Genomic DNA, 24,174 nt, shown 5'->3' on the forward strand with positions numbered 1-24,174 from the left:
CCAGCGCCGCGGCGGTCTCCCGGCAGGAAGCCGCCTTCTTGATGGCTTCGGGCGAGAGGTCGACACCGGTAACCCGCCAACCCTGCTGAGCCATGTAGACCGCGTCGTACGTGGCCGAGACCAGCTTGGATGACTTGGCGGTCATGCCCCGGCGCCCCCATCGGACGCGCGGACGCTTTCCTTCAGCTCGGTCCAGGTCCGCGCCCGGTCGGCGACCGTGGTCAGCACGACCACGTACCCGTCGGGATCGGTCGCCTCGACGTCCACCGTGTTCCACGGAGTCGCCAGCGGGCCCTTGACGGTGCCTTGGGGCAGCTTCTCCAGCCGCTCGGCGATCTCCCGCATGGACGCCTCGGTCTCGGCGTTGACCGTGAAACTGAGGCGGACGCCGCGCCCGAGCGGCCCCGCCAGCGGCTCCCTGGCAGGGCGCAGCAGCATGTCCCGATACTGTGCGCGACGCAGGTGAACCACCGCGAGCTGCCCGTCGGGGCCTTCCACCTGCTTCTCGACCCAGAAGCCCAGGCCGTCGACGTACCACTCCAGCGACTTGCTCAGGTCGCTGACCACGAGGATGGCGAAGTTGGGCATGTCCGGGATCTCGTCCGGGTCCACGCCGGTCGGCTGTCCCTGGTGGCTGGGGTGGTTGGCGTGGCTCATCGGCCCTCCTTTCACGTAGGGGAGGGAGCGCACTTCTTTGAGGTTGTTCATCGTGTCGATGACCATCCGGTCCGCCTCGACGGCGATCGCGGGCTCGGCGGTCACGAGCCGGCGGACGGCGATGGAGATCTGCAGCCGGGCGCTGTTGGCGCCCAGGCAGTAGTGGAGGCCCTTGCCGAAAGTCAGCACGTCGCTGGAGCGCAGCGGGCAGCCCTGGCCGAGGGGGCGAGGAGGCACGCGCTCCTGGTTGATCGCGGCGACGTCGATGGCGAGGACCGTGCCGGGCGAGAGCGGCACGCCGAGGCAGTCACAGGGTTCGGCGACGAAACGGAAGATGTTCCCGAACGGCGGGTGGTGCCGCATGACCTCCTCGGCCACCTCCCCCGGATCGAGGGCGCCCGTGCGCAGCCCGGCCAGCAGGTCCGGATCGGACCAGATCCGCCGGCAGGTCACGCTCGCTCCCGTGATCATCGGTTCGATGCCCGCCATCAGCAGCTGGCCGATCAGCGCGGCGATCGGCCAGTTCCCGTCCTCCGCCCGCACCAGCCTTCTCGCCGCCTGCACGAAGGGGGTGTCGGCGGGCCCGGCCAGGAGCTCGTCGGTCAGCGCCTTGAGATAGGTCATCGCGATGGCGAACGCGGACCGCTCCTTCTCGGAAGGTTCCGTGTAGCCGCGAAGCTGCTGTTTGAACAGGTGGATGACCAGTTGGGAGACCTTGGCGAGCCGCGGCCACTCCTCTTCCGGCACGCCCAGCAGCAGGAAGGTGCTGTCCATGATGTACGGGCCGAGGTAGTCGGCCGCGAGATCGCCCTCGCCCGGGAGCCCGTCCAGACGCGAGTCGGCCAGCCTGGCCATACCGTCGGCGAACCGCTCCACAGCCCGCGTGGTGAAAGCCTTGCGGAGCTCACTGTTGAAGCGCGCATAGTCGTCGCCCACCGTGTACCACATCTCGAAGAAGCCGGCCACATCGGGCGCCTCGCCTTCCCGCGGCAGCCGCCCGGCGCCCTCGCCACGGCCGTGGCTCACCCCGGTGACGATGTGCGGATCCTTCAGCGCGACCTCGGCGAGCTCGGGGGAGAGCACCATCAGGCGGTTACGCGCGGAGTCCCAGCGAATCCCGTCCATCACCAGGCGACCATCAGCTCGCGGGGGTAGTAGGTGAACAGGTTGCTGGCCAGTACGACGTCCTCCAACGAGCCGGCGGGCCGCAGCCCGGGGAAACGGGCCAGGAGCCGGGAGATCCCCTCCTGGAGCTCGACCCGGGCGAGGGCCGCGCCCAGGCAGTAGTGCGGGCCCGCGCTGAAGGCGAGTTGCCGCTGGGCCGAGCGCCGCCCCAGGTCCAGCACCTCGGAGTCGGAGCCGAACAGCTCCTCGTCCCGGTTGGCCGAGCCCAGCGAGATGAAGACCGTCGAGCCCTCAGGGATCGTGGTCCCGGACAGCTCGATGTCCGTGGTGGCGAACTTCGCCACCGCGAAGCCGGTGCCCATCTGCGCGTACCGGAGAATCTCCTCGACCGCCGTCTCGATCAGCTCCGGCTCGCTCTTCAGCCGCTCCAACTGCCCGGGATTGTGGAACAGGGCGAAGAAGGCGTTGCCGAACTGCACCGCCGTGCTCTCGTAACCTGCGGTGAGCAGCAGGATCACGGTGGACACGAGCTCCTCGTTCGTCAGGGTGCTCTCGTCCTCGTCGTGCAGATCGATGAGCGTGCTGAGGAGGTCGTCGCCGCGGTTGCGGCGCTTGCGGGAGATCAGCGTGGCCGCGTACCGGCCGATGCCCTGCAGCGCCTCGCCGAAGGCCGCGTGTCCCGTCTTGAAGTCGCGGCGGGTCAGCTTGCTGGCCAAGGCGATGAACTCGTCATGTCCGTCCCGCGGGATCCCCAGCAGGTCGCAGATGACCCGGATCGGCAGCAGATAGGCGTAGTCGGCCATGAGGTCGGCCGGCGCGCCCTTGGCCGCCAGGTCCTCCAGGACCTCGTCGGCGTGCGCCGCGATGCTCTCCCGCATCCCGTCTGCCTGGCGCTGGGTGAAGGCCTTGTTCACGATGCGCCGCCAGCGCGTGTGTCCGGGAGGCATGGAGATCGAGCCGCCGAAGTTGAAGACCGGGCTGGATCTGCCCACGTTGAAGCCGGTGTTGACCCGGGCCGCGCCCTCTCTGTTGATCGTGCGGCTGAACCTCGGGTCGGCGAGCGCGGCCCGCACGTCCTCGTACCTGGTCACCAGCCAGGCGGGGTCCCCGCTGGCCAGCTTCACCTGGCTCACCGGGGCGTTCGACCGGAGCCAGCCGAACTCCTCCGGCATGTCGAAGGGGCGGTGCCGTTGGAAGGGGTAGGTCTTGGCCGTCACATCCATGTCAACCTCCACTGGTCAGTAGCTCGCGTACGCGCCCAGGCGGGACTCGCGGTGCCTGCGGACGCTCTCGATCAGGTCGCTCACCGGCGGCCGGCCGGCACACTCGCTGAGCACGTGGTGTCCCAGGAAGCCGAGGAACGCCTCCTGTTCCGGGATGAGCCCCAGCCGGTTGTTGTGGGTGTGCAGGTAGCTCGCCATGAGCACGCGCTCGCGGCGCTCTCTCGACGCGTCGGCCCCGGCCAGTACGACCTGGGGCAGGACGACCTCCGCCGCGTCCGTCACGCCGGCCCACGCGGTGGCGACCGCGGCGCCGAACGGATCGCCGCGCAGCTCCGCGGCGTGCGAGAGCAAGGTCTCCACGTGCGCGCGCGTCGCGTCGTGGCGCTCCTTCAGCAGGTCAGGCCAGGCCTCCAGGAACCGGGTGAAGACGTAGGGCGACCACAGGACGCAGTAATGGGCGAAGAAGCCGGCCATCGCCTCTGCGGTGAAGCCCGCGGCGCACAGCCCGCGGACCATCATGGACAGGCCGGTGCCCAGGCGGGCCGGTGATCTGCCGCCGACGTCGCGAAGCAGATCCAGCACGATCCTGCTGCTCGCGGCGAACAGCCGCTCGGCGATCGCCACTCCTTCGGGACCGCCGTACTTGTCATATTCCGGCTCGTACGGCACGCGGCGGATGGTGTCGCCGGGGTAGACCTCCTCGGTGTCGGCGCTCTCCAGCTCAGCCATGGTGGCCTGGGCCTGGCGGAATCCCTCGACGTCGAAATCGGCGACGGGCCGGGAGGCCAGGAAGCCGGCCAGCCGCTCGGAGAGCCGGTCGAGCGCCGGCTCGGCGATGTCGGCGTCGAGCTTCACCCGGACCCGGATGTGCGGGCCGCCCTGCCAGTAGCGCAGGAAGAAGAAGTCCTCGATGGAGGTCAGCGCGGGCGCCAGCCCGTCGACCAGGAGTTCGTCCTGGCGCTCGTGCCTGTACACGTGCAGCGCGTGCCACTCACCCGATGACATGGCCTGCTCCTCCCAGCGTGTATTCGATGAAGAACTCCTCGGCGCTGTGCGGCCCGCCCTGGCCGTACTCGGCCAGGGCGGGCAGGCACTCGTGGATCACGAGCGTGCCGCCGGGCGCCGCGGTGGCCTGCTTCGCGAGCACGTGCAGCAGGAGCGGTTGCCGGGCGTCCAGGAAGTGCGGTTTGTGCAGTCGCGCGCTCCTGGCCTCAAGGGCCCAGCGCCTGGTCTCCTCCAGGAAGTCGCCGGGCTCGACCGGCGGCTTGACCGGCCGCAGGATCCGGAAGAAGCCGTAGCGCGGGATGCCCGCCTGGCGCCGCCAGCGGTCGAAGCGATCGAGCGCCGCCGGCTCCCCGCGTTCGAGCCCGTCGAGCGCGGGCACCTCAGCCAAGGGGACGCACCACGAACGCCGGTCGAGTACGAGATCGCCGAGCACCACCCGGGGCCGGCCGGTCGGCGGGCCGAACCGGTCGCGCTGCTCCCACAGCCCGCCCCGGTAGGTCCTTGACGGCGCGAAGGCGCACAGGAAGCGATAGAGCGGCGGCGCGGCCGCGGGATAGAGGAAGTTGAGCGGGACCAGGTCAAGCGTCTCGCCGTCGATCTTGGAGACCAGGCGCAGGCGCCTCGTCGTCGCATCGGCCCGCACGGCGACGTCGCCGAGGGTGAGTGAGGGCCGGCCGTCATCGCGCGCGATCGCGCCGGGATAGACGAGTTCAAGATCCGTCAGCCGGGGATGCAGATTGAAGTTCAACGCGAGCACAGCGTTGAGGTCGACCTGGTGCGGGTTGGTCTCGGCGATCGTCCGGGCCAGCTCTTCCCCGAGATCCCAGCCGCCCGGCTCGGCGAGCAGATGGCAGTAACGCGAGAAGAACACACCGTGACCCGTCGTGACCCCGTTGACGACGGCCAGGCGGCGTCCCGCCGTACGGCTGAACTGCACCCGGTACGCGGCCGACCGCCAGGGCGGGAGCACGGCCGTGACTTCGTCGGCGAAGGCACGCAGCCGGTCGGGATCGATCCTGACCTCTTCGCGGGCGGGATCGTCGTCCAGCAGGTCGAAGAAGCGTTGGCGCAGGTGCAGAACCTGACGTGCCTTGGGGGAGCCGACGCCGCTCATGAGCTCGCCCGCCTGCTGGGGTGGCAGCGCGGCGAATGCCGCGTAGAAGTCGATGAGGTCCGCCTGTCCCTGATACCGCTCGGTGAAGAAGCGGTAGAGCGACTCCTTCTCCAGAGTCGAGCTGTCGAGGACGGGCAGGATCCGCTGGAACAACTCCAGGTGTTCGCCATTGGCCTCCAGCAGGTCCGGCTGCCAGACGGCCGGAGCCGATCCGGTGCCGACGTCCTCGTAGACGACGGCACGCAGCGCCTCCTCGCCGGGTGCCCGGCAGCCGAGGGTGGCGGCGTAGTTACGCACCAGGTCACGCAGTTCGGCCAGGAGTCCGGCGCGCTCTTCGGCCGTGGCCCGGCCGAACGAGTCCTCGATCCGCTGCAGCGACTCGAAGGTCTCGGCCAACGCGCTGCCCGCCTGCCTCAACAGCGCGGCCACTTCGCCGGCGAACCCGATCGTCTGGTCGGGCAATCCGATGCCGCGGTGGCACAGGCCCAGCCGGACGAGCTGATCGATCGTCGTGGTGGCCTGCTCGGGGGTGAGCCCGGCCTCGACGAGCCGCTCGCACAGCGCCCGCTGAGTCACCTCGCCCGCGCCGAGGGTCTCGACCAGCAGCCGTACGAGATCCGTCTCCTTTGCGTTGACGACCTGGTCCTGGGCGAAGGAGAAGACGTCCTCCTCGCCCTCCAGCGGCCTCCGGATGAAGACCGCGCGCTCGCCGTCGGTGCGCAGGCTGTTGTTCAGCCGCACCTTGAGCAGGTCCTGCCAACCCTCCGTCAGGTGGAGCCGATGTGCCATCCAGGCCAGCAACCCGGTGCTCAACCGCACCAGAGATCGGCGCCGGTCCGCACCCGTGCCGGTGGCCGACTCCCACGGTCCCGCTCCGATCTCCGTGAACGCGCCGAAGGGCGAGGGCTTGAAGACCACCCGGTAGGCGTAGCTGGTGATCGTGCTCTCCACGCGCCGGCGCTTGCTGGGCTTGCGCCCGTAGCCGAGCGGGTCGGCGGCGTAGGCCATGACCTCGCGGTAGACGTCCTCGCCGGACATCTGGATGCCCCGCTGCATGTTCTCGTCCCTGGCCACCTCGGCGAGCGTCTTCCGCGCGGCCTCCGACTCGGCCGCCAGCGTCTCCTCGACCTCGGCCAGGAGCGCCGCCTCCGCCTCGTGCTCCCGCTCCCACTCGGCCAGCAGGTCCCGGCAGTGCCCGGGCAGCCTCCCGTGGTCGAGCCGGACGCGCGGACGGCGGCCGTTGTGCAGGTCCCTGCGCATCCGGAGGAGCTCACGACGGTCCTCGGCGGGCATCGAGGGGATCACCTGGTAGAGCTCGTCGGCGAGCCGCTCGCCGACCGCGGCACGGCGGGTCCTGACGTGTTCGGCCTGCTCCAGCAGCGCCCAGGTCCGGACGGGGACCAGACCGTCAAGGGCGGAAATCCCCAGGGTGCCCCTGCGGAACAGGACATATGGACTGAATCTGTTCATCGCTGGGTCACCGAGATCTCCCACGTGACGGTGCGCCGTGTCGGCCCGGCGCATACCTGTGCCTGTACGGCCCGGTCATCCGGCAGGTCGTAGTGCTCGGCCACGCGGTTCACGTCGAAGCCGAGCAGGGTGTGGCTGCCGAGTCCGGCACTCGTCGCCGCCAGCGTCAGAGCATCGACGGCCACGCCCACACCCAGCTGCAGCTGCCGGTGGGCCCGCGCGCCGCCGAGCGGCCGGACGTCTGCGGGCGCGGCGATGTGCACGGTGAACGCGGCCAGCTCGACGTTGATGTTGTCGGCGAACACCGCCCGCTGCAGCTCGTGTGCGGGGTCGCCGTCCTCGGCGAGCGTGAGGCGCCCCTGGCGGTAGTGGTACCACCCGGGGGCCACCTCCTCGACCGCGCGGACGGCGCAGTGCAGCGTCACCAGGTCCGGCACGTCGCTGACGGCCCGCAGCTGCTCCAGCGCCTGCTCCGCCCGCAGCAACACGGTCAGCAGCGCCGCCCGGCCCGCGGTCCGGCCGTTGAACAGGCTGCCGTTCGAGGTGCGCCGCACCATGTCGGCCGGCGGCGGAGCGGCGGACCGGCCCGCGCTCTCCTCGCTGAAGTCCTTCGGGCTCGGCGGCTCCCGCCGCCGCGCCGCCGCCTGGATCGCCTCGAACACCGGCGACCTCTTGATCCGCCGGGAGCGCTCGATCAGGACGGGAGGCCGCTCCTGGTTCACGGCGGTGGCGGGCGAGGCCTGGGCCGGGCCCAGTCCGATCACGGCGTAGGCGCTCTCATCGCGGCCGTCCAGCCCGAGGCCGTCGTTGAGCACGGCGTCGGCGAACTCGGTACGCACGTCCACCGCGCCGTATTCGGCCCGGCCCAGCGTGACCAGCCTGCCCAGGGCCACTCCGGCGTCGATCGTGCCCAGCCGGTACGCGAACCCCCCGTACTTGTAGAAGTTCTTCCAGAACCGGCTGGTCAGGATGAGCACCGTCGTGGGCAGGAGGGCGCGGTCGTCCAGTCCCAGCGAGCGCCGGAGCGCGCTCGCCGCCTCCGGCCGCCCCAGGCCGGTGAGCTCGTGACGGTAGGGGTCGTAGTGCCAGGCGCGAGAGCCGGACTCGAGCACGTAGCACTCGGTCGGGTACATCGAGCCGCCGGACGGGATGGGCCGGCGCATGACCAGCCGCGGGCCCTGGGGCGCGGTGCTGCGGCCGGAGGGCGTCGGCGCGAGCCCGCCCGGGGCGAAGCGGACGCGGGTCACGGCCAGGCTCAGGTTGAGCAGCCTGCTCAGCCGTCCCGGCCTCAGCGGCACGCGCTCTCCTCGTGCGTACACCTTGATCGGCCAGGGACCGTCGGCCCAGTCGACCCGCCAGTCCGGCGGGTTCACCGAGGTGGGCTCGCGCAGGAGGGCGGTGAGATGCTCGTGGGCCTCGTCCGCGGTGAAGGTCAGGGGAACGGATGGGGAACGCATCCCACCTCCTCGTCCGGTTCCAGCCGGCCGGGGTAGGGCAGACCGGCGCCCTCCGTCAGCCGGGGCAGGCGGCGGGTGCGCCTGTTGCGGTGTCCGAAGGTCATCGGCACCAGGCCGGGGACGAGCACCCGTACGCAGGTGAGTCCGTTGCGCCGCAGCTCCGGCATGGTCTGGTCGACGACCAGCACGTCCATGCCGGCCTCGCGCAGCCCGCCCACCGCGACGTCGAGGTCCGCGCGCAGATCGGGTTCGTCCCGGCGGATCGTCGCGCAGACCTCCTCCAGGGGGATCCGCTCCCGCTGCTGCAGGAACGCGAAGCGGTCCCGCGCCTCGGGCAGCGCGGCGACCAGCGAATGGTCCTCCATCCGCCGGATCAGCGCCGGGTCCTCCAGCATGCGCAGCGCCTCCGGCCTGCGCTCCTCGTAGGAGTGCCGGGTCGCCAGGATGATGCCGACGAGCTCGTGCAGGCCACCGATGAGCGCCTGGACGGGATCGGGGTGGGCGCCCGATCCCGCGAAGGTCGCCGGTCCCCGGCCGGTGCGGTTCTCCGCCAGCAGCCAGAAGGACGGCATGCCGTACTCCATCGTGGTGGCGAAGGCGCGCAGGTCGAAGCCGGTGAACAGGCTCGCCTTACGCAGCAGGTCACCCAGCGGTCCGGTGACCTCGGTCAGATCGACCTCCGGCACGGCCAGCCGCCTGTACCAGGTGAGCAGGAACGAGTCGCGCTCGGCGACCTCTCGCAGGCCGTGCAGGACCGCTTCCGCCACGGAGGAGCCCAGGGCGCAGCCGTTGGAGGTGTCGTAGAAGAAGGAGGTCTCGCCATCGTGCCTGGGCCCCCAGAACGCCGCCCGTTCCGGCACCAGGACCGGGCCGTCCCGCTCGAACGAGTAGGCCTCCACCCAGTCCACCACGGTGTCGGGGTGGAACTCGCGATACCTGAACCCCTCGCTCCGGTAGCACTCCTCCGGGTGAACGCCCAGCTCCAGGGGGTTGAGCGCACGATCGGCGAGCTCCGCGTAGCTGGCGCGGACCGTCCGCCGCCCGCCGCCCCTGTGCAGCCCGGCGTAGCGTTCCAGGCCTTCGAGCACGGCGATGGCCCGGCTGTCGCGGTAGGTCGTGGCCCGGCCGATCGCGGGCTCCCGCCGGCCCCATTGGGTGGGCAGCTCGACCGAGCAGGCGCCGAACGGACTCTGCAGGTCCTGCTTGAGCTCCTTGAACAGGCCGAGGCCTGGGAAGAGGTAGTCCCGCGTGATCATGTCGGGGTCGATCCGCCTGACGCGCAGCGTGCCCGGGTCGCTCTTGGGCAAGGGATCGCCGGTCAGCTCCGGCAGGCTGCCCGCGCCGGTTTCGCCGCAGGTGGGACAGGTCGAGTCGGGAAGCAGGACCTGGAGCTCGGCGGTGCCCGCCGAGCCGTCCACCACCAGGACCTGCCCGTCGTCCAGCAACTGGCCGGCCAGCCCGCCGCGGACGCCGAGCAGGATCTGGTGGAACAGGCCCGGCCCGAGCACGGACGCGCCACGTCCCGATCGTGCCGGCCGGCTGAAGTCATCTCCTGACCTGTCCGGGCCGTAGGCGGAGTTGGCCACCCTGCTGACCAGGCACATCGGGCAGCCCGCGGTGCCCGGCCGCCAGATGGGGCCCACGTAGACGGTGGAGCGCCAGGTGCCGACGAAGCACACCGGGCGGCCGTCTCGCGTCGACTCCGCCAGCAGCGGCGTGAGATCGCCCAGCTCGGCCACCATGACCGTGGCGTCCGTGTCCAGCTCGCGGGCGAGGTGATCGGCGAGCAGTCCCGTTCCCTGCACGCTCATCCGGCCTCCCCAGCGGGCACGACCGCGATCAGGTGTGCCCGGCCGTCGAGGAAGGGCAGCAGGGCCCCGGCATCCAGGACGCGCAGGCCGCGGAGGTCCGCCTGCTTGGCGATGGCGGCGACCACGTCACCCCAAGTCGCCGTCGGTGGTGCGAGGTGCCCGGCCTCCTCCTCCGCCACGGCCCGCAGCAGCGCGTTGTCCACGGCGTGCTCCTCGTCGACGCCCAGGCCCCGTGCGGTCGCGTCGCCCGTGCGCACGTGTGCGGAGAACAGCCCGGTGGGCAGCCGCTCCACAGCCGTCGCCGACCACGGGCGGCCGCCGTCGCGCAGGGTGCCGGCGAGGAAGCGACGCACGGTGGCCTCTGCCGGTTGGGCGGCGGGCTCCCAGACGCGTACGTCACCGTCCAGGGCCGCGGAGGCGGCAAGCAACGCGCGGTAGGCGGCCTCCGCCGGGGTCCATCCGGCGCCGAAGTACGCCTTCCCCGGCCACTCGGGGGCGGATGACGCCTCCCCGTACCGTCCCGCCAGCCACTCCAGCGCGAGCAGCGCCACCTGGTTGCGTGCCTCGCGCGCCGAGATCGCCCGGCACACCACGTCCCTGGCGACATTCCCGTCGGAGACGCGGCACGCGCTGGCGGCCAGCGGCAGCTGCTGCTCGTCCTCCTCGCCCAGGGCCAGGAAGGGGCCGGTGACCCGGTCCAGCCACGAGGTGGTCACCGTGACGATCCGGTCATTGATCGCGACCAGCTCTTCGGGATCGTGGGAGGCGGGTATGTCGGGCCTGACCAGTTCCCCGTCGAGCGACTCCAGGTCGCCCGCCTCGCGCGGCGCGCCGTACTCGTGCCGGCGGCAGCCGGGGTGGCGCCGCCTGGCGTGTGAGCGCACCACGGGGGCGAGCGGTTCGACGGAGGTGATGGTGTCGCGGCCCCCCAGCACGACCTCGGCGGCCCGGGTGAAGGCGTTCTGAACCAGGTGGAGCGCGGCGATGGTGGCGGGGGCCGCGGCAGGCGGGAGCCCGGTCGGCTGGCCCGTGACGGGGGCGGAGAACCAACCCGTCACGCACTCCCAGCACCAGTCGGAGACCGAGGTCACGAACTCGCCGCACCGGCCCAGCACGCCCACGCTCTGCCCGCGGGATGACAACAGCTCCTGCGCGTCGGCCACATCGGCCGCGTCGCCCCCGTCCACGGCCAGCAGGACCTGTTGGGCCCGCCTGACTTCGGGATGCCGGGCCGCGGCGCTCAGTCCTGCCTCTTCCATGGCGAGTGTCCGCCACCCCTCCTCCAGCAGGTCGGAGAGCTCCGCCAGGTCCTCGGCGGCGCCGGCGACCAGCACGTCCGCGAAGCCGAACTCGGACAGGGCGCCGACCGCCGCACGCAGCGCGGCGCCCTCGCCGACGCAGGCGACGGGGGTGGAACGGGCCCGGAGGAACCGCGCGACGGGCCGGTCGGCGTGATGGTCCAGGTAGGCCAGATGTGCCTGGTACCGTTCGGCCATCCACTCGGGGACCTCTTCGGGAGCGTGCTCGACCTTCTTGATGAACCCATTGGCCTGAAGCTTCTCGATCAGCTGCGACACCGCGCGCTTGGCGCCGTCCGGCAGCGGCTCCAGGATCTCCTCGGCGTCGAGTCCCTCCTCAAGGGCGGTGAGCAGGGTGTGGACCAGCTCGTAGCTGTCCGCGCCGCGGACGGAGAACGAGCCGGTGTTGTTGCGCAGCCACACCCCTTCCTCGGTCCGTACGTAGAAGGCGTCAGCGGTGATCTTGAACATGCTCAGAGCTTTCCGTTGGCGCTGTAGACCGTCGCGGCCTGCTGTTCGGAGACGCATTCGATGCGGGTCGGGCGTTCGATCTCCGCCAGCGCGAGGCAGTGCTCACGGACCGCCGCCTCGGCGACCTCGCCCACCACCTTCGCCAGCAGATGCTCCAGGCCGGCCTCGGTCCGCTGGACCAGCACCCGGGCGTCGGCCACCCCGTCCAGCGTGAGGAGATGCCGCTCGATGGCACGCGGGTAGACGAGGATCCCCCTCAGCTTCTCTCCTCCGTCGACCCGGCCCTCCAGGCACAGGTTGCCCTCGTCGTCGAAGCGTCCGTAGTCGGTGCTCGCCACGCGGCCCGCGGTGGGCACGGGATCGTGCCCAGGCGTCCAGATGAACTGGCAGCAGTCGGGCGCGGCCACCGTGACCTTGCCCACCCCGTGCTCGCTGACCTCTTCGAGCCAGACGGCCTTGCCGGGGATGGGCCGGCCGACGTGCCGGTTGTGTCCCGGCCGGTAGTCCACGCTGATCGCGCCGGTCTCGGCCGTGCCGTACAGGTTGGCGATGGAGATCCCGGTGAAGTGCCGCTCGATGAGCCGGACCCGGCTCTCGCTGACGTGTCCGCCGCCGAGGAACAGCGCCGCCCTGGACATGTCCACCGGCTCGTCGGTGTTCAGGCACGCCGCGGCGGCGAGCGCGGGGACGCCGAGGACGAACACCTCGTGCTCCGACGCGACCTGCTGGACCGGGCGCCAGTTGTGCGCGGGGAAGATCAGCAGGTCCCGCTGGAGGAACATCGCGGGCAGGACGGTCATGAAGAACGCCGCGGAGAACTGCAGGGGCAGGCACGTGGCCAGCGTCGTGGGAGTGCCGCCGCCGAACGCCGGCCGGAACATGGCGCTCTCGTAGTGGAGCGCGATCAGTTCCCACACGTCCGCGTGGCCGATGGCCAGTTTGGGCGTACCGGAGCTGCCGGAGGTGGCCACGCCCCACATCGGCCGGTCGATGGGCCCGGGCAGCGGCGAGTCGACTTCGTACAGACCGGGGGCCAGCTCCTTACGGGGGATGCCGTCGGCCGCCGACCACAGCAAGATCGTGTCGGGCACGGTCGCCACCGCGAACAGGGAGATCAGCGCCTCCATGCCGATGCTGGGGTCGACGAGATAGCTGCCCTGCGGGCGCACCTGGCGGGAACGCTCCCGGCCCTGCGCCAGCAGCGTGCGCCAGGAGGCGGTCCGCTCGCCCCAGCGAACCGAGCCTTCGCGGTCTGTCGTCAGGAATCTGGTGAATGCCGGGCGACCCATGCAACCCACCCTTCGATCGTCTGGGGGCGTTCGACGGCATCGGCGCCGACGTCCAGCCGGTTCTTGTCGAGGTAGCTCAGGACCACGACGGTCTCCAGGGAGTCCAGAGGACGCTGCGGGTCGCTCTCCTGGAGCAGCTCGTGCAGGTCCTGGCGGACCTTCGTGGTGTCGGGGAACGGCTTCACCGTTCGGGGTCCTCCGTCCAGAACGCCTGCACCGCCGCGTTGAACGCCTCCGGAGCGTCGTGACCGGCGATGTGGCCCGCGCCTTCGAGCACGAGGCCGCGGATCTGGTCACCGAAGTCGGCCGCCTGCTCGGCGGTGATACGCTCGATCGACTTGAGAGACCCGTTGATGATGAAGGTCGGAACGCTGAGCTTGCCGAGTTGCTCCGCGCTCACCCCTATCCATTCGTCGTAGGCCAGAGCCGTGTGTGCGGTGAACGCGGCCAGCGTGTCTCTCCAGCGGGGGGTGTGCAGGCGCTCGAACTCCGCGACGAGCTCAGGGTTGTCCCTGGTCAGCCGGTGGAATCCCGCGACCTGGCCAAGGAACGCCTCTTTGTCCATGCCTGTGCCGAATCCGGTGAGGACCAGGGAGGAGACCAGGTCGGGCCGCTCGGCCGCGCATCGCACCGCGAGCGGCCCGCCCAGGTAGGAGGCGGCGACGAGCCGCCCCCTGCCGAAACGCTCCATCAACGCCAGGACGTAGGCGTAGGCGTCGTCGAAATAGTCCTCGCTCGCATGGAGCGGGCAGCGCCCGTGCCCCGGCAGATCGATGGGCACCAGATTGTGGTCCTGCCCCCATGCCTTGATCTGCTGGCCGAAGTGTCCGTATGCGGTGCCGAGCAGACCGTGCAGGATGTAGACGGGACGCTTGGGGAGCATGGCGGGTCAGCCGACGGGAGCGTTGACCGGGGCGTCGAAGTGGGCGACCTTGGTCCCGCGCTCCTCGATCCTGCTGAGGATGTGCCGCGGCCTGCGCAGGTCGGCGATGAGGAACTGGGAGCTCTTCTCGTCGTTGCGCGCCTGACCGTCGCGGCGGTACGGCGCCACGTCCGGACTGCCCGGGCTGATGACGCCGGCCAGGCCGATCGCCTGGTCCTGGAACTCCTGTGGCTCCCTGGTGGTCAGCACCAGGCGCTGCTCGGGACAGGTGAAGGCGATGACCGCCATCATCCGCAGGTAGTCGTCGTCCTTGACCCGCGTGGTGTCCTTGGACGACATCGCCGGCCGCATCCTGGGCAGGGACAGGTCGACGACAGCTCCGCGCTCGCGCAGGTGGGCCCCGTGCGCCACCAGCCGGACGATCTCCAGCTCCACCTCCTCGTGCAGCCCCACGAGCACGCCGGGGTTGACATACCGGTAACCGGCGTCCAGCCAGCGGTCGAAGGAGACGATCCGGCGGTCGTAGTCGGCCTTGGGCACGCCCATCGAGGTCTTGCCCATGAACTTGCGGTAGGACTCGCGGTGGTAGGTCTCCTGGAAGACGCACATCGTGACCGGCTCTTCCTTGCCGATCCAGTCGCCGAGCACGTCGATCTCGTCCGGCTCCATGCTGCCGATGTTGAAGTAGACCCGCTCGAAGCCCATGTCCAGCGCGGTGCGGATCGCCCAGCCGATGCGGAATGCGGTGGTCTGGCGAACGTACTTGTCCTCGTACTCGCCGGTCAGGAAGCCGACGCCGCGTACGCCCTCGTGGTGGTAGAGGATCTCGAGCTGCTCCTCGAGTTCGCGCTTGCCGGCGAACTTGCGCTCCAGGCGCGCGTTCCCCTTGCGCATCGAGCACATCTTGCACTCGGAGTCACAGTGGTTGGTCGTGTACAGCGGCACGAACGTGTGCAGCCGGGGCATCCGGGTGGCGACTCGCTGCTCGGCCGCGGCCTGCAACTCCGCGGTGCTGATCTCGCGGTCCTGCCACAGTGCGAGGGCGATGGCCGGCCTGGAGTGGGACGGTTCCTCGTCCGCCGCCGCGGCCAGCACGGCACGAGTGTCGATCGTGCTCGCTTCGGCCTGGATGTCCGCCAGCTCGGGCAGCACGAAATCGGTCGATCCTGTCATGGAGCGGCCCCTTCCAGAGGGAATGGCGCTGATCGATGAAGGGAGCCGACGGAAATTCGTCGACCGCAGGCTCACGGCCTCATTTCTACCTGCCCCGGCAAAGCAATGACAAGGAATTCAAGGCAATTCGGAAAACGTGCTCGACCTGCATTTTCGCAACTTTCCTGAGCGGTGCACGAGCGGTTCTCTAGTGGCTTTATAGTGACTTTTGAGGGTTCTTCTAGCACTTCTCTGGCGCTGCTATGGCGCTTGTCCACCCGATTTCCTTGACCTCAACCCGCTCCTTCATTAATTTCATCCCTCGGGGCCGCCGAGGAATAATAGGGGAAAGAAGGTGTTCCATGGCTTCCAACCTGGCCAGCCTGAACATTGAGGCGCTCGAGATCTCGGAGTTCCTGAACGACAACCACCTGCAGGACGGGGAGGTCGTCGCCAAGGTCATGTCAGCCTCCTGCACGACCTGCGAGTGCTGCTGCAGCTGCTCCTCCTGAGCATGGACCGCCGTAGAGCGGTCATCCACTGAGTAGTAAACAGCTCCACTGCGAAGACGCCTCTCGGCCTGAACGGCCCCCGGGCAAGAGGCGTCTTCGCGCGCTGCAACATTTCTGACACGCGCCTGCTGGGAGGACCACAATGCCCGCGACAGTTGACGTGCAACGGCTTGATCTGCCATCGAGCACGCCAGAGCAGCGCGCGCTCATGATTTACGTCCACGTGCCGTTCTGCCATTCCAAGTGCACCTTCTGTGACTGGGTCCAGGCCATCCCGACTGCTGATCTGCTGCGTAAGCCGGAAGATTCGGTGCGGCAGAACTACATTCGCGCCCTCTGCTCGGAAATCGAACTCCGCGGGGCCGAGCTCGCGGCGGCCGGCAGCCACGTTCCGTACGTGGTGTACTGGGGCGGCGGCACCGCGAGCAGCCTGACCGAGGATGAGTCGGCCGCGATCATGACGGCGCTGCGTGAGTCCTTCGACCTGAGCACGGTCAGGGAGGCGACGATCGAGTGCAGCCCCGACACCTTGGACGAGCGTAAGCTGCGCTTCTATCGAGAGCTCGGATTCAACCGCGTGTCCAGCGGGGTGCAGTCCTTCGACGACACCCGGCTGCGGCGGCTCGGCCGACGTCACAATTCCGGCCAGGCCGAGCGGGTGGTCCACGCGGCGCGCGAGGCCGGCTTCGACGAGGTCTCCATCGACATCATGTCCGGCTTCCCCGACCAGGAACTGGACGAGCTCAACCACACGGTGGAACGGGCCCTCGCGTTGCCGCTCAGCCATCTGTCCCTGTATTCCTACCGTCCCACGCCCGGCACCTTCATGCGTCGCAAGGTGGATGCCGCGGAGAAACGCGAGTACCTCAAGCGGCAGAAGATCCTGTTCACGGTCGCCAGGCGGCGTATCGAGGAGTCGGGACTCAGCGAATACGCCTCGGGCTATTTCGGCAAGGTCTCCCCGTTCGCGGCCATGTACTTCCAGCTGCGCGCCGACACCGTCGGCCTGGGCTCAGGCGCGATCTCCGTGGTGAACAAGCGCTTCCTCTCGCACACGAAGGGGCGTCTCCACGACTACATCGCCCGTCCGACGGGCTTCGACATCTCGGTCGATGCCGGGCAGGACCGGGTGCTCGTCTCCTTCCTGCAGGCCGGGCTGGCGATGTTCGACGGGATCCTGCGGACGGAATGGCAGATCACGACGGGAACCGAGCTGGGGGAGGTGCTCACCCGTCCGGCCATCGCCCCGCTCGTGGACTTCCTGCGCACCCGGGGCCTGGTCGAGGACGAGCGCGGCATCCGGCTGGACCCCAAGAGCGCCGGCCTGACCCTGATCGAGCTCGCCTTCGAGATGGCGATGTCGCAGCCGGAGCTGGCATGACCTGGGTCGAGTTCGAGCTGGAGGCGCCCGCGGCGCTCCACGACCGGGTCCTGATCGACGTCGTCGCCTCTCTGCCCGGCGCCGGATTCTTTCTGCGCAAGGACAACGCGGTGGCAGTCCAGGTCCCGGACCCGGGTGAAGAGATCAGAGCCCGGCTGAGGACGGCGGGCTTCAAGGAGTCCTCCTCGCCTGCCGGCGATCCGGTGACCGGACTGGTGTTCGAAGGCGCGCACCTGGCTCCGGTCACGCGCAGGTTCCTGTCCGAGGTCAGCCCCGCGCTCCTGGACCTGCTCCGCGCATCGACCGCCAACCGGTCCGACCGGCTGGCTGCCGCGCTTGACCTGATGGCCGCGCACCTCATGGCCGTCAGCGGCGCGCTGCGCATCGACGGGATACCCCTCGAGGTCCCCCTGGGCTTCCTCAGCTTCCGTTCGCACGCCGAGGCGTTCTTCGCGACGAGTGCGAATCCCGGGCTGACACGGGTGCGGATGGACGAACGGTTCGAAGCGAACCGCTCCGCCATCCAGGACCGGATCCTTGCCGTCTTTCAGCAGCTCAAGGGGGCGGGGCCGGAGGTCTCGGCCGAGGCCGGCGCGTGGTACGGGGCTGCGCGCGACACCAAACCCGTCATCGCCGAGCACATCAGGACCGGTGGCATCACCGCGGACACCGCCTACGTGGATGACCAACTGAGGGAGCGGGACGACTTCGCGGGCAGCGCCTTCCACACGGCGGCCGGGTCATCCGCGGAGCTGCAGCGCTTCCTCCGCAACGACCCGGCTTTTCTCGCCGGCCGGCTGCTCACCAGCATGCTCTATCTCAGCCTGCACGGCATGGGCGTCACCCTGGTGGAACGCTACTTCCTCTGTCACGCGATGAGCAGGGCCTGCGAATTGATCTTCGATGTGGACGCCATGGCGGTGCTCGGCAAGATCGCCGACAACGGGGTTTGAGGGGGAGGAACGACAGGGTGAGCTACAGCAACGAGCACGCGGAGCTTTACGACACTGTTTTCCTGAGCCGGGGGAAGAGCTGGGAAAAGGAGGCGGAGCTGCTCGGCCAGATGATCAAGTCACGGAACCCTGCGGCGGCGTCTCTGCTTGACGTGGCCTGCGGTACGGGAGCTCATCTGGAGCACTTCGTCAAGGCGTTCGCGCACGTGGAGGGGGTGGAGCCGGCCGAGGCGATGCGGGAGGAGGCCGAAGCGAGGCTGTCCGGCCCTTCGGTGCACGCGGGCGACATGCGCACGTTCGACCTGGGTCGCACCTTCGATGCGGTGACCTGTCTGGGATTCGCCGTGGGCTACATGACCTCCCAGGACGAACTGGACACCGCCATCTCCCGGATGGCCGCCCACCTGTCGCGGGACGGCGTGCTGATCGTCGAGCCGTGGTGGTCTCCCGAGCGCTTCATCGAAGGGTACGTCGGCGGCCACATGGTCCACGAGCCGAACCGGGTGATCTCCCGGATCACCCACTCCACCAGGCAGGGCAACGCCACCAAGATGACCATTCACTTCGTGGTGGCGGAGGCCTCGGGCATCCGCGAGTTCTCCGAGGTGGAGGTCGTCACCCTGTTCACCGACGACGAGTACACGGCCGCGTTCGAGCGCGCGGGCCTCGACGCCGAACGGCTGCCCGGCCCGGCGAACCACCCGGGCTACCTCGTCGGAAGGCGACGTTGACCATGCGCGTGCTGTTCTGCTGCACTCCCGGGACCAGCAAGCTGTTCTCGCTGGTCCCGCTCGCCTGGGCGGCACAGAGCGCCGGCCACGACGTTCTGGTGACCTTCGCCCAGCAGGCCGACGTCGCCGCGACGACGGGTCTCCAGGTCGTCGACGTCGCTCCCGGATTCGACTGGGCGGCCATGTTCCGCGGGCCCAAGGGCAGCGTCCCCCGGGAGAGCGTGACGTCCGCGCACGCGCCCATGGACCAGAACACCGCCTACGCGATGACGGTGGCCGCGATGAACCGGCCGCTCGTCGACCGGGCCGTGGAAACCGCCCGGCAATGGCGCCCTGACCTCGTCGTCTACGAGCAGACCGCGACGTACGGGCTCGTTGTGGCGGCTCATGTCGGAGTGCCTGCGGTGCAGCGCAACCTCGGCATCATCCGGACGAACGACCTGCATGCCACGACGGGTGAGATGCTCGGCGCTCCCGCACTGCCGCGGCCCGGGCTGATCCTTGAGTACGTGCCTCCCAGCATGCTGCCCTTTTCTGAGCCCGAGGGCGTCTTCATGCGATACCTGCCCTACGTCGGCGGTGGCATGACGGACCTGCCCGAACCGCGCCCCGACCGGCCGCGCGTCGTCATCACGATGGGCGCGACCAAATCGGTGGCACACCGCTTCCACGGGCTCTCGCAGACCCTCGCCGCCGCAGCAGAACTGGACGCCGAGTTCCTGCTCGCACTCGGCGGCGTCGACCCCGGCCAGTTGCCGCCGAATGTCCTTCCGATCGGATGGACGCCGATGAACCTCCTGCTCAGAACGTCCACGGCGGTCATCCACCACGGCGGCGGAGGCACCACGATGGCGGCCGTGGCAGCGGGGACACCTCAGTTGCTCGCGGGCGATCCCCGCTTCCTGGACAACCAGACCATGGGCGCCGCCGTACAGTCGTGTGGCATCGGCATTGTGGCGTCGCAGGACGAGGTCACGCCGGAAATGCTGACGCGGCTCATCACTGACGAGAAACTACGCAAGGCCACCATGGAAGTGCGTGAAGAGTGGGCGTCCCTGCCTTCTCCCGCGGAATTGCTCCCCCGACTGCTCGAACTCGCCCAGCCGGGCGGATGAGCCTGCTCTCCGCGCCATCGGAGGCTGCCGTCCGGAGCACGCCCATTTACCGCGGCGGTGGCTGACAGCCACCAGTTCGGCACTCCGCGTTGACCGACGCCACTCGTCTGACTGAACCTCATTCCGTCGCCGCCGGCCACATCGCCTGAGCCATTTGCGCATTTCCCGCGGTGCCGGCCCTGACCGCAAGACTCGTCACTTGTTGATATAACCGAAAAATCGGACAAAGCTTGCCATTTCGGCCCTCGACTGCGAAGGGCATTGTAGGCTGATCTCAGCGCCGCTCCTCGGGGTGTAGATGGGGGCGCGGCGCGAAGCACGGGGGATTCGGGTGGTACGCAGGCATCTGGTAAGGGGCGGAGTCATTGGGTCTGCGTTTTGCATCCGAGATATCCCTCGGGGTCGATTGACAAGGTGGACATTTCGGCTGATGATCAGTTAGCCTCATCCGAGACTCCCCCGAGGGCAAGAGGAACGGAATCGTTGGATATCAAGCTACTCGGACCGCTATCAGTGGCGCACAACGGGGAATCCATAACGCCTACCGCAGCAAAACCACGTACCGTGCTCGCAATGCTTGCGATGAACGCCGGCAGAGTAGTCCCCCTGGAATTACTCTCCGAAGAGCTGTGGGACCGCAGTCCGCCGAAAAGTGCCAAGACCACGATTCAAACCTACGTTATGCAGGTGCGTAAACTTGCCGAGTGCGCCATTCGGCGGCGGCCGGAGGGGGCCGGACAGGCCAAGGATATTCTGGTCACCCTGCCTGGCGGCTACCTGCTCAACGCCGAAACACACAATGTCGACATGTGGGACTTTGAACGGCTGGCGGAAGAGGGGCATCGCGCTCTGGAGACGGGGAATCTGCAGCTCGCGGCGGCAAAGTTCGCCGGCGCACTGGACAAGTGGCGCGGTCCTGTCCTCATGGACGTTCAACTCGGGCGACACCTCAAAGTCCACGTCCAACGGCTGCAAGAGGGTCTGCTCAGCGTGCTGCAGTGCCGCATCGACGCGGATCTGCGGCTGGGCCGGCATCACGAGCTCATCGGCGAGCTGATGCAGCTGGTCCAGGAATGCCCCACCCATGAGGGTTTCTACAAGAGTCTCATCATCGCTCTGCATCGATCCGGGCGTCGTCGGGAGGCCCTGAGTGCGTATCGGGAGCTGCACACCACGCTGACCAGAGAGCTCGGTCTCGAACCGTCACTCACGCTCCAGCGGCTGCACCAGTCCATTCTCCTGGCCGATCGGGAAACGGAAGAATTGGTGGACACCGCGTATTGGCTCAACACCGCGATGGCGTCGAAATAAACATATATCTCGCGGCCTGTCACTTCATCACGCTTTGACTGCCCGGCCTGCGGTAATCGCGTCCTGCTGGTGCAGCAGTCCCGCTTCTTCTCGGGATCTCGTACGGCGTGATCGCCGCCGGGGGAGCAACAGGGGGCACCATGAAGGGAATCGTCCTGGCGGGCGGTAGCGGAACACGCATGCAGCCGCTCACGCTGGCCACATCGAAGCAGTTGTTGCCGGTTTATGACAAGCCGATGATCTATTATCCGTTGGCCACGCTCATGCTGGCTGGCGTCCGGGACATCCTGGTCATCTCCACGCCCGCGTCGTTGCCGGACATCCAACGTCTCTTCGGCGACGGTTCACGTCTGGGCTTGTCGCTCAGTTACCGGGCACAGGCAGAGCCGCGAGGCATTGCCGACGCATACATCCTGGGCGCCTCCCATGTGGAGGGAGAACGGTCCGCGCTCATCCTGGGCGATAACTTCTTCCACGGCTCGGGGTTCCGCAGCCTGCTCCAGAGGGGCTGGGAGATTCTCGACGGATGCACGCTGTTCAGCTATCCGGTCACCGATCCCGAGCGTTATGCGGTTTGCGAGTTGGACGAGCACGGCAATCTGGTCGCCATCGAGGAGAAACCGGCGCGGCCCCTGTCCAAAAATGCTGTCACCGGACTGTACTTCTATGATTCCGATGTCACGGAGATCGCCCGGTTCCTGCAACCGTCGGAGCGCGGGGAGCTGGAGATCACCGATATCAACCAGACGTATCTCAAAGAAGGCCGGGCGAAGGTGATCGAACTGGGCAGGGGTTTCACGTGGCTGGACACGGGAACCCATCAGTCATTGCTGGAGGCGAGTGAATACGTCCGCATGCTGGAAAACCGGCAGGGCGTCCGGGTGGCCTGCATCGAGGAAATCGCGTTGCGGATAAATCTGATCGACGCCGACGCCTGTTATCGGCTGGGCGCGGAGATGAGCAATTCAGAATACGGAAAATACGTCATGAGCATCGCCGGCGCTTTAGCCTGAGGCGGCTTTCACCTGAGGTGGTTTTCGCCTGAGACGAAGCCTGGCGTGCGTCCGGAGACGCCGAACCCCAGCCGCTCGGGCCACCGCCCGGATGCCGCCCCATGTCCCAGCAGCACCCGGGCTCGGCCCGCATCAGCAACCGCCGCTACCGCTCATTCAAGCCCTCAGTCCTTGGACCGGCTCGGGCGCAGGAGGGCCTCGGCCAGGGCCAGCATGGTCTCCTCCAGGGCGCCCAGGCGCTTGGTGAGGTCGTCGGCCGCGGGCTGCACGATGCCGGTGACCGTCTCGGCGAGCTGGTCGCGGTCGGGGCGGGTCGTGACGAGCTCCGTGAGGGCGTCGGTGGCGGCGGCGAGGCGTTCTGCCTGGTCTCCCGCGTGCGTCTGGAGCAGCTCGCCCTGGGTGGCCAGGGTGGCGGGGAGCTGTCCCACGCGCTCGCTGACGGCCTCGATGCGGTCGCCCACGGACTCCAGGTGGGCGCCGGCCTGCTCGGCGCGGGCGGACAGGCCGTTCATGTGCGTGTCGAGCCCGTTGAAGCGGGTGTCGATGCTGTCGAAGCGGCTGCTCAGGTGCTCCTCGGCCTCGATCAGGCGCTCGTCGATGGCGTCGATCTGGGTGTCGAGCTTGTTGAAGCGGCCCTCGTTGCGGGTGGCCGTGTCGTTGAGGCGCTGGTCGGTCGTCGCCATGCGCTCGTCGAGCGAGGCGAAGCGGGCGTCGATGCGTACGTCGAGCGCGTCGAACCTGTCGTCGTGGCGGCCCAGGTGGCCGTCCACCGTGCCCAGCCGCTTGTCGACCCCGCTGAGCTGGCTGTCCACGGACGTGAGCCGCTTGTCGACGCCGCCCATCATGCCGTCGATCCCGTCGAGCCTGGTGTCGATGTCGGCCAGGCACTCGTCGGCGGACTCCAGCCGGCTGTCGAACCCGGTGAGCCTGGAGTCGAGGCCCATGAGCTTGCCCTCCACCCGGTCGAGCCGGGAGTCCACGCCGCTGAGCCTGGCGCTCAGGCGCTGCTCGCTCTCGCCGAGCTGCACGGCAAGGTGCTGGTCGGCCTCGTCGAGCCTGGTGGTGAGCCGCAGCTCGACGTCGGACAGGAGGTGGGAGAGCTGGTCGTCGGACTCCTTGAGGCGGCTGGCGAGCCGCTCGTCCGCCTCGACGAGGCTGGTGGCCAGGCGCTGGTCGGTCTCGTCCATCCGGGTGGTGAGGCGCTGGTCGGTCTGGTCGAGCCGCGCGGTCAGCCGCTGGTCCGTTTCGCCGAGTCTCTTGCTCAGGCGCTGGTCCGTTTCGTCGAGCCGCGTGCTGAGGCGCTGGTCGGTCTCGTCGAGCCGCATGTTGAGGCGCTGGTCTGTCTCGTCGAGCCGCGTGCTGAGGCGCTGGTCGCTCTCGTCCAGGCGGGTGGCGAGATGCTGGTCCTGCTCGTCCAGCCGGGCCGTCAGCTGCTCCGACAGGTCGCCGACCACGACCTCGACCCGGTCCGTACGGGTGGTCAGCTCGGCCATCGACTTGTCGAGCCGGGTGAAGCGGCTGGCGGCGGCCTCCATGCTGGAGTTGAGAGTGGCCAGCTTGGCGGCGAAGTCGGACATTCCCTTCGTGATGCCATCGGTGGTGTCGAGCACCGATTGCAGGCGGTTGAGGGCTTCCTCCACGCTGTCGCCCACCGTGCCCAGGTCGGCCCACAGGCTCGGCAGCTCGCTCACCGGGGCGACGCGGGCGTCCACGTGGCCCACCCTCTCCCCGACGGCGTCCACGTGGTCGCGCACCGCCTCCACGTGCTGGGCCAGCCCTTCGGCCCACATCGGCGGCTTGGAGGTGATGTCGTCGAGCCGCCCGCTGACCGCATGCAGCGTGCCGCTGAGGCCGCCGAGCTCGCGCTCGCGCACCTCACGCAGGAGCCACTCCATGCCTTCGAGTCGCTGGCGGATCTCGTCCAGCACTGCCCCCTGAGTGCGCTGCTCGTACACATGATCCTGCGCGGCACGCGCGAGCAGATCCCGCATCCTCTCGGAGATGCCGGATTGGCCTCCTGCCTGGAGAAGGGTGGTGTGGTTGGAATGGTCCACCGAAAGCTCCTTTGGCTCGCCGACGGTCTGCCGCGCAGCGGTGGGGATAGGTCCGATTTGCAGATGAAAGAGCGAGAACGCGGTTAGCCGCATCAGGGGGAGAACTCCCGCCCGCCCACCTTAGTCCTTCGATCAACGTCCGGAAGCCG

The 24,174-nt window shown here is 68.9% G+C and carries 19 protein-coding genes; 7 read left to right on the forward strand and 12 right to left on the reverse strand.

Translation table 11 applies throughout. The features are described from left to right. Positions 1 to 141: 141 nt before the first annotated feature. Genes ABN273_RS01410 through nocL form a run of 11 tightly spaced genes read right to left on the reverse strand, consistent with a single transcriptional unit; the run spans position 142 to position 14,976 of the window. On the reverse strand, positions 142 to 1,782 hold the full coding sequence (locus tag ABN273_RS01410; protein WP_349447168.1) for a VOC family protein: 1,641 nt from the start codon (positions 1,780 to 1,782) through the stop codon (positions 142 to 144). Beyond that, entirely contained in the window at positions 1,782 to 3,005 is a 1,224-nt protein-coding gene (locus ABN273_RS01415; protein WP_349446734.1) for a cytochrome P450, read from the reverse strand. The genes ABN273_RS01410 and ABN273_RS01415 overlap by 1 nt, the downstream gene beginning before the upstream one ends. Before the next feature lie 15 nt (positions 3,006 to 3,020). Then, positions 3,021 to 4,010: a thiopeptide-type bacteriocin biosynthesis protein gene (locus ABN273_RS01420; RefSeq protein ID WP_349446735.1), complete on the reverse strand. Its 990-nt coding sequence runs from the start codon at positions 4,008 to 4,010 to the stop codon at positions 3,021 to 3,023. Continuing rightward, positions 3,997 to 6,594, reverse strand: coding sequence for a lantibiotic dehydratase (locus ABN273_RS01425; RefSeq protein ID WP_349446736.1), 2,598 nt, complete (start codon positions 6,592 to 6,594; stop codon positions 3,997 to 3,999). Before ABN273_RS01425 ends, ABN273_RS01420 begins: the two co-directional genes overlap by 14 nt. Beyond that, positions 6,591 to 8,051 (reverse strand): nitroreductase family protein, encoded by a 1,461-nt coding sequence (locus ABN273_RS01430; protein ID WP_349446737.1) that lies wholly within the window; start codon positions 8,049 to 8,051, stop codon positions 6,591 to 6,593. The genes ABN273_RS01425 and ABN273_RS01430 overlap by 4 nt, the downstream gene beginning before the upstream one ends. After that, positions 8,027 to 9,862: a TOMM precursor leader peptide-binding protein gene (locus tag ABN273_RS01435; RefSeq protein ID WP_349446738.1), complete on the reverse strand. Its 1,836-nt coding sequence runs from the start codon at positions 9,860 to 9,862 to the stop codon at positions 8,027 to 8,029. The genes ABN273_RS01430 and ABN273_RS01435 overlap by 25 nt, the downstream gene beginning before the upstream one ends. Next, entirely contained in the window at positions 9,859 to 11,631 is a 1,773-nt protein-coding gene (locus ABN273_RS01440; RefSeq protein ID WP_349446739.1) for a hypothetical protein, read from the reverse strand. The genes ABN273_RS01435 and ABN273_RS01440 overlap by 4 nt, the downstream gene beginning before the upstream one ends. Positions 11,632 to 11,633: 2 nt before the next feature. Continuing rightward, a complete protein-coding gene (locus tag ABN273_RS01445; RefSeq protein ID WP_349446740.1) occupies positions 11,634 to 12,920 on the reverse strand; it encodes an AMP-binding protein in 1,287 nt (428 codons plus the stop codon). Beyond that, positions 12,890 to 13,105 carry a hypothetical protein gene (locus ABN273_RS01450; protein WP_349446741.1) on the reverse strand — a complete coding sequence of 72 codons (216 nt, stop codon included), beginning with the start codon at positions 13,103 to 13,105 and terminating at the stop codon, positions 12,890 to 12,892. Before ABN273_RS01450 ends, ABN273_RS01445 begins: the two co-directional genes overlap by 31 nt. Beyond that, entirely contained in the window at positions 13,102 to 13,803 is a 702-nt protein-coding gene (locus tag ABN273_RS01455) for an alpha/beta fold hydrolase (protein ID WP_349446742.1), read from the reverse strand. Before ABN273_RS01455 ends, ABN273_RS01450 begins: the two co-directional genes overlap by 4 nt. A gap of 6 nt (positions 13,804 to 13,809) precedes the next feature. Next, complete coding sequence (nocL, locus tag ABN273_RS01460) at positions 13,810 to 14,976, reverse strand: 3-methyl-2-indolic acid synthase (protein ID WP_349446743.1); 1,167 nt, start codon at positions 14,974 to 14,976, stop codon at positions 13,810 to 13,812. Between the two features lie 341 nt (positions 14,977 to 15,317). Between nocL and ABN273_RS01465 the strand changes: the two genes are divergently transcribed. The 7 genes from ABN273_RS01465 to rfbA all read left to right on the forward strand — a co-directional run bounded on the left by ABN273_RS01465 (position 15,318) and on the right by rfbA (position 21,971). Then, the gene (locus ABN273_RS01465) at positions 15,318 to 15,467 is read left to right on the forward strand and encodes a thiocillin/thiostrepton family thiazolyl peptide (protein WP_349446744.1); all 150 of its coding nucleotides are present in this window, start codon (positions 15,318 to 15,320) and stop codon (positions 15,465 to 15,467) included. A gap of 142 nt (positions 15,468 to 15,609) precedes the next feature. Continuing rightward, positions 15,610 to 16,848: a coproporphyrinogen-III oxidase family protein gene (locus tag ABN273_RS01470; protein ID WP_349446745.1), complete on the forward strand. Its 1,239-nt coding sequence runs from the start codon at positions 15,610 to 15,612 to the stop codon at positions 16,846 to 16,848. Further along, positions 16,845 to 17,801 carry a lantibiotic dehydratase C-terminal domain-containing protein gene (locus ABN273_RS01475; RefSeq protein WP_349446746.1) on the forward strand — a complete coding sequence of 319 codons (957 nt, stop codon included), beginning with the start codon at positions 16,845 to 16,847 and terminating at the stop codon, positions 17,799 to 17,801. Before ABN273_RS01470 ends, ABN273_RS01475 begins: the two co-directional genes overlap by 4 nt. Positions 17,802 to 17,818: 17 nt before the next feature. Further along, positions 17,819 to 18,532: a class I SAM-dependent methyltransferase gene (locus ABN273_RS01480; protein WP_349446747.1), complete on the forward strand. Its 714-nt coding sequence runs from the start codon at positions 17,819 to 17,821 to the stop codon at positions 18,530 to 18,532. Positions 18,533 to 18,534: 2 nt separating this feature from the next. Then, the gene (locus tag ABN273_RS01485) at positions 18,535 to 19,647 is read left to right on the forward strand and encodes a nucleotide disphospho-sugar-binding domain-containing protein (protein ID WP_349446748.1); all 1,113 of its coding nucleotides are present in this window, start codon (positions 18,535 to 18,537) and stop codon (positions 19,645 to 19,647) included. A gap of 513 nt (positions 19,648 to 20,160) precedes the next feature. After that, positions 20,161 to 20,958, forward strand: a complete 798-nt coding sequence (locus ABN273_RS01490) for an AfsR/SARP family transcriptional regulator (RefSeq protein WP_349447169.1) — start codon at positions 20,161 to 20,163, stop codon at positions 20,956 to 20,958. A gap of 140 nt (positions 20,959 to 21,098) precedes the next feature. After that, positions 21,099 to 21,971 (forward strand): glucose-1-phosphate thymidylyltransferase RfbA, encoded by an 873-nt coding sequence (rfbA, locus tag ABN273_RS01495; protein WP_349446749.1) that lies wholly within the window; start codon positions 21,099 to 21,101, stop codon positions 21,969 to 21,971. Positions 21,972 to 22,135: 164 nt separating this feature from the next. Here the strand turns inward: rfbA and ABN273_RS01500 are convergent, their stop codons facing one another. Beyond that, positions 22,136 to 24,025 carry an apolipoprotein A1/A4/E domain-containing protein gene (locus ABN273_RS01500; protein ID WP_349446750.1) on the reverse strand — a complete coding sequence of 630 codons (1,890 nt, stop codon included), beginning with the start codon at positions 24,023 to 24,025 and terminating at the stop codon, positions 22,136 to 22,138. Between the last annotated feature and the right edge of the window lie 149 nt (positions 24,026 to 24,174).

The organism is Nonomuraea sp. B19D2, assembly GCF_040137845.1.
Lineage (GTDB): Bacteria > Actinomycetota > Actinomycetes > Streptosporangiales > Streptosporangiaceae > Nonomuraea.

Bases quoted from the DNA above. Each gene is read 5' to 3' on its own strand.
- ABN273_RS01410 (WP_349447168.1), bottom strand. From the start codon at position 1,782: ATGGACGGGATTCGCTGGGACTCCGCGCGTAACCGCCTGATGGTGCTC.
- ABN273_RS01415 (WP_349446734.1), bottom strand. From the start codon at position 3,005: ATGGATGTGACGGCCAAGACCTACCCCTTCCAACGGCACCGCCCCTTC.
- ABN273_RS01420 (WP_349446735.1), bottom strand. From the start codon at position 4,010: ATGTCATCGGGTGAGTGGCACGCGCTGCACGTGTACAGGCACGAGCGC.
- ABN273_RS01425 (WP_349446736.1), bottom strand. From the start codon at position 6,594: ATGAACAGATTCAGTCCATATGTCCTGTTCCGCAGGGGCACCCTGGGG.
- ABN273_RS01430 (WP_349446737.1), bottom strand. From the start codon at position 8,051: ATGCGTTCCCCATCCGTTCCCCTGACCTTCACCGCGGACGAGGCCCAC.
- ABN273_RS01435 (WP_349446738.1), bottom strand. From the start codon at position 9,862: ATGAGCGTGCAGGGAACGGGACTGCTCGCCGATCACCTCGCCCGCGAG.
- ABN273_RS01440 (WP_349446739.1), bottom strand. From the start codon at position 11,631: ATGTTCAAGATCACCGCTGACGCCTTCTACGTACGGACCGAGGAAGGG.
- ABN273_RS01445 (WP_349446740.1), bottom strand. From the start codon at position 12,920: ATGGGTCGCCCGGCATTCACCAGATTCCTGACGACAGACCGCGAAGGC.
- ABN273_RS01455 (WP_349446742.1), bottom strand. From the start codon at position 13,803: ATGCTCCCCAAGCGTCCCGTCTACATCCTGCACGGTCTGCTCGGCACC.
- nocL (WP_349446743.1), bottom strand. From the start codon at position 14,976: ATGACAGGATCGACCGATTTCGTGCTGCCCGAGCTGGCGGACATCCAG.
- ABN273_RS01465 (WP_349446744.1), top strand. From the start codon at position 15,318: ATGGCTTCCAACCTGGCCAGCCTGAACATTGAGGCGCTCGAGATCTCG.
- ABN273_RS01470 (WP_349446745.1), top strand. From the start codon at position 15,610: ATGCCCGCGACAGTTGACGTGCAACGGCTTGATCTGCCATCGAGCACG.
- ABN273_RS01475 (WP_349446746.1), top strand. From the start codon at position 16,845: ATGACCTGGGTCGAGTTCGAGCTGGAGGCGCCCGCGGCGCTCCACGAC.
- ABN273_RS01485 (WP_349446748.1), top strand. From the start codon at position 18,535: ATGCGCGTGCTGTTCTGCTGCACTCCCGGGACCAGCAAGCTGTTCTCG.
- rfbA (WP_349446749.1), top strand. From the start codon at position 21,099: ATGAAGGGAATCGTCCTGGCGGGCGGTAGCGGAACACGCATGCAGCCG.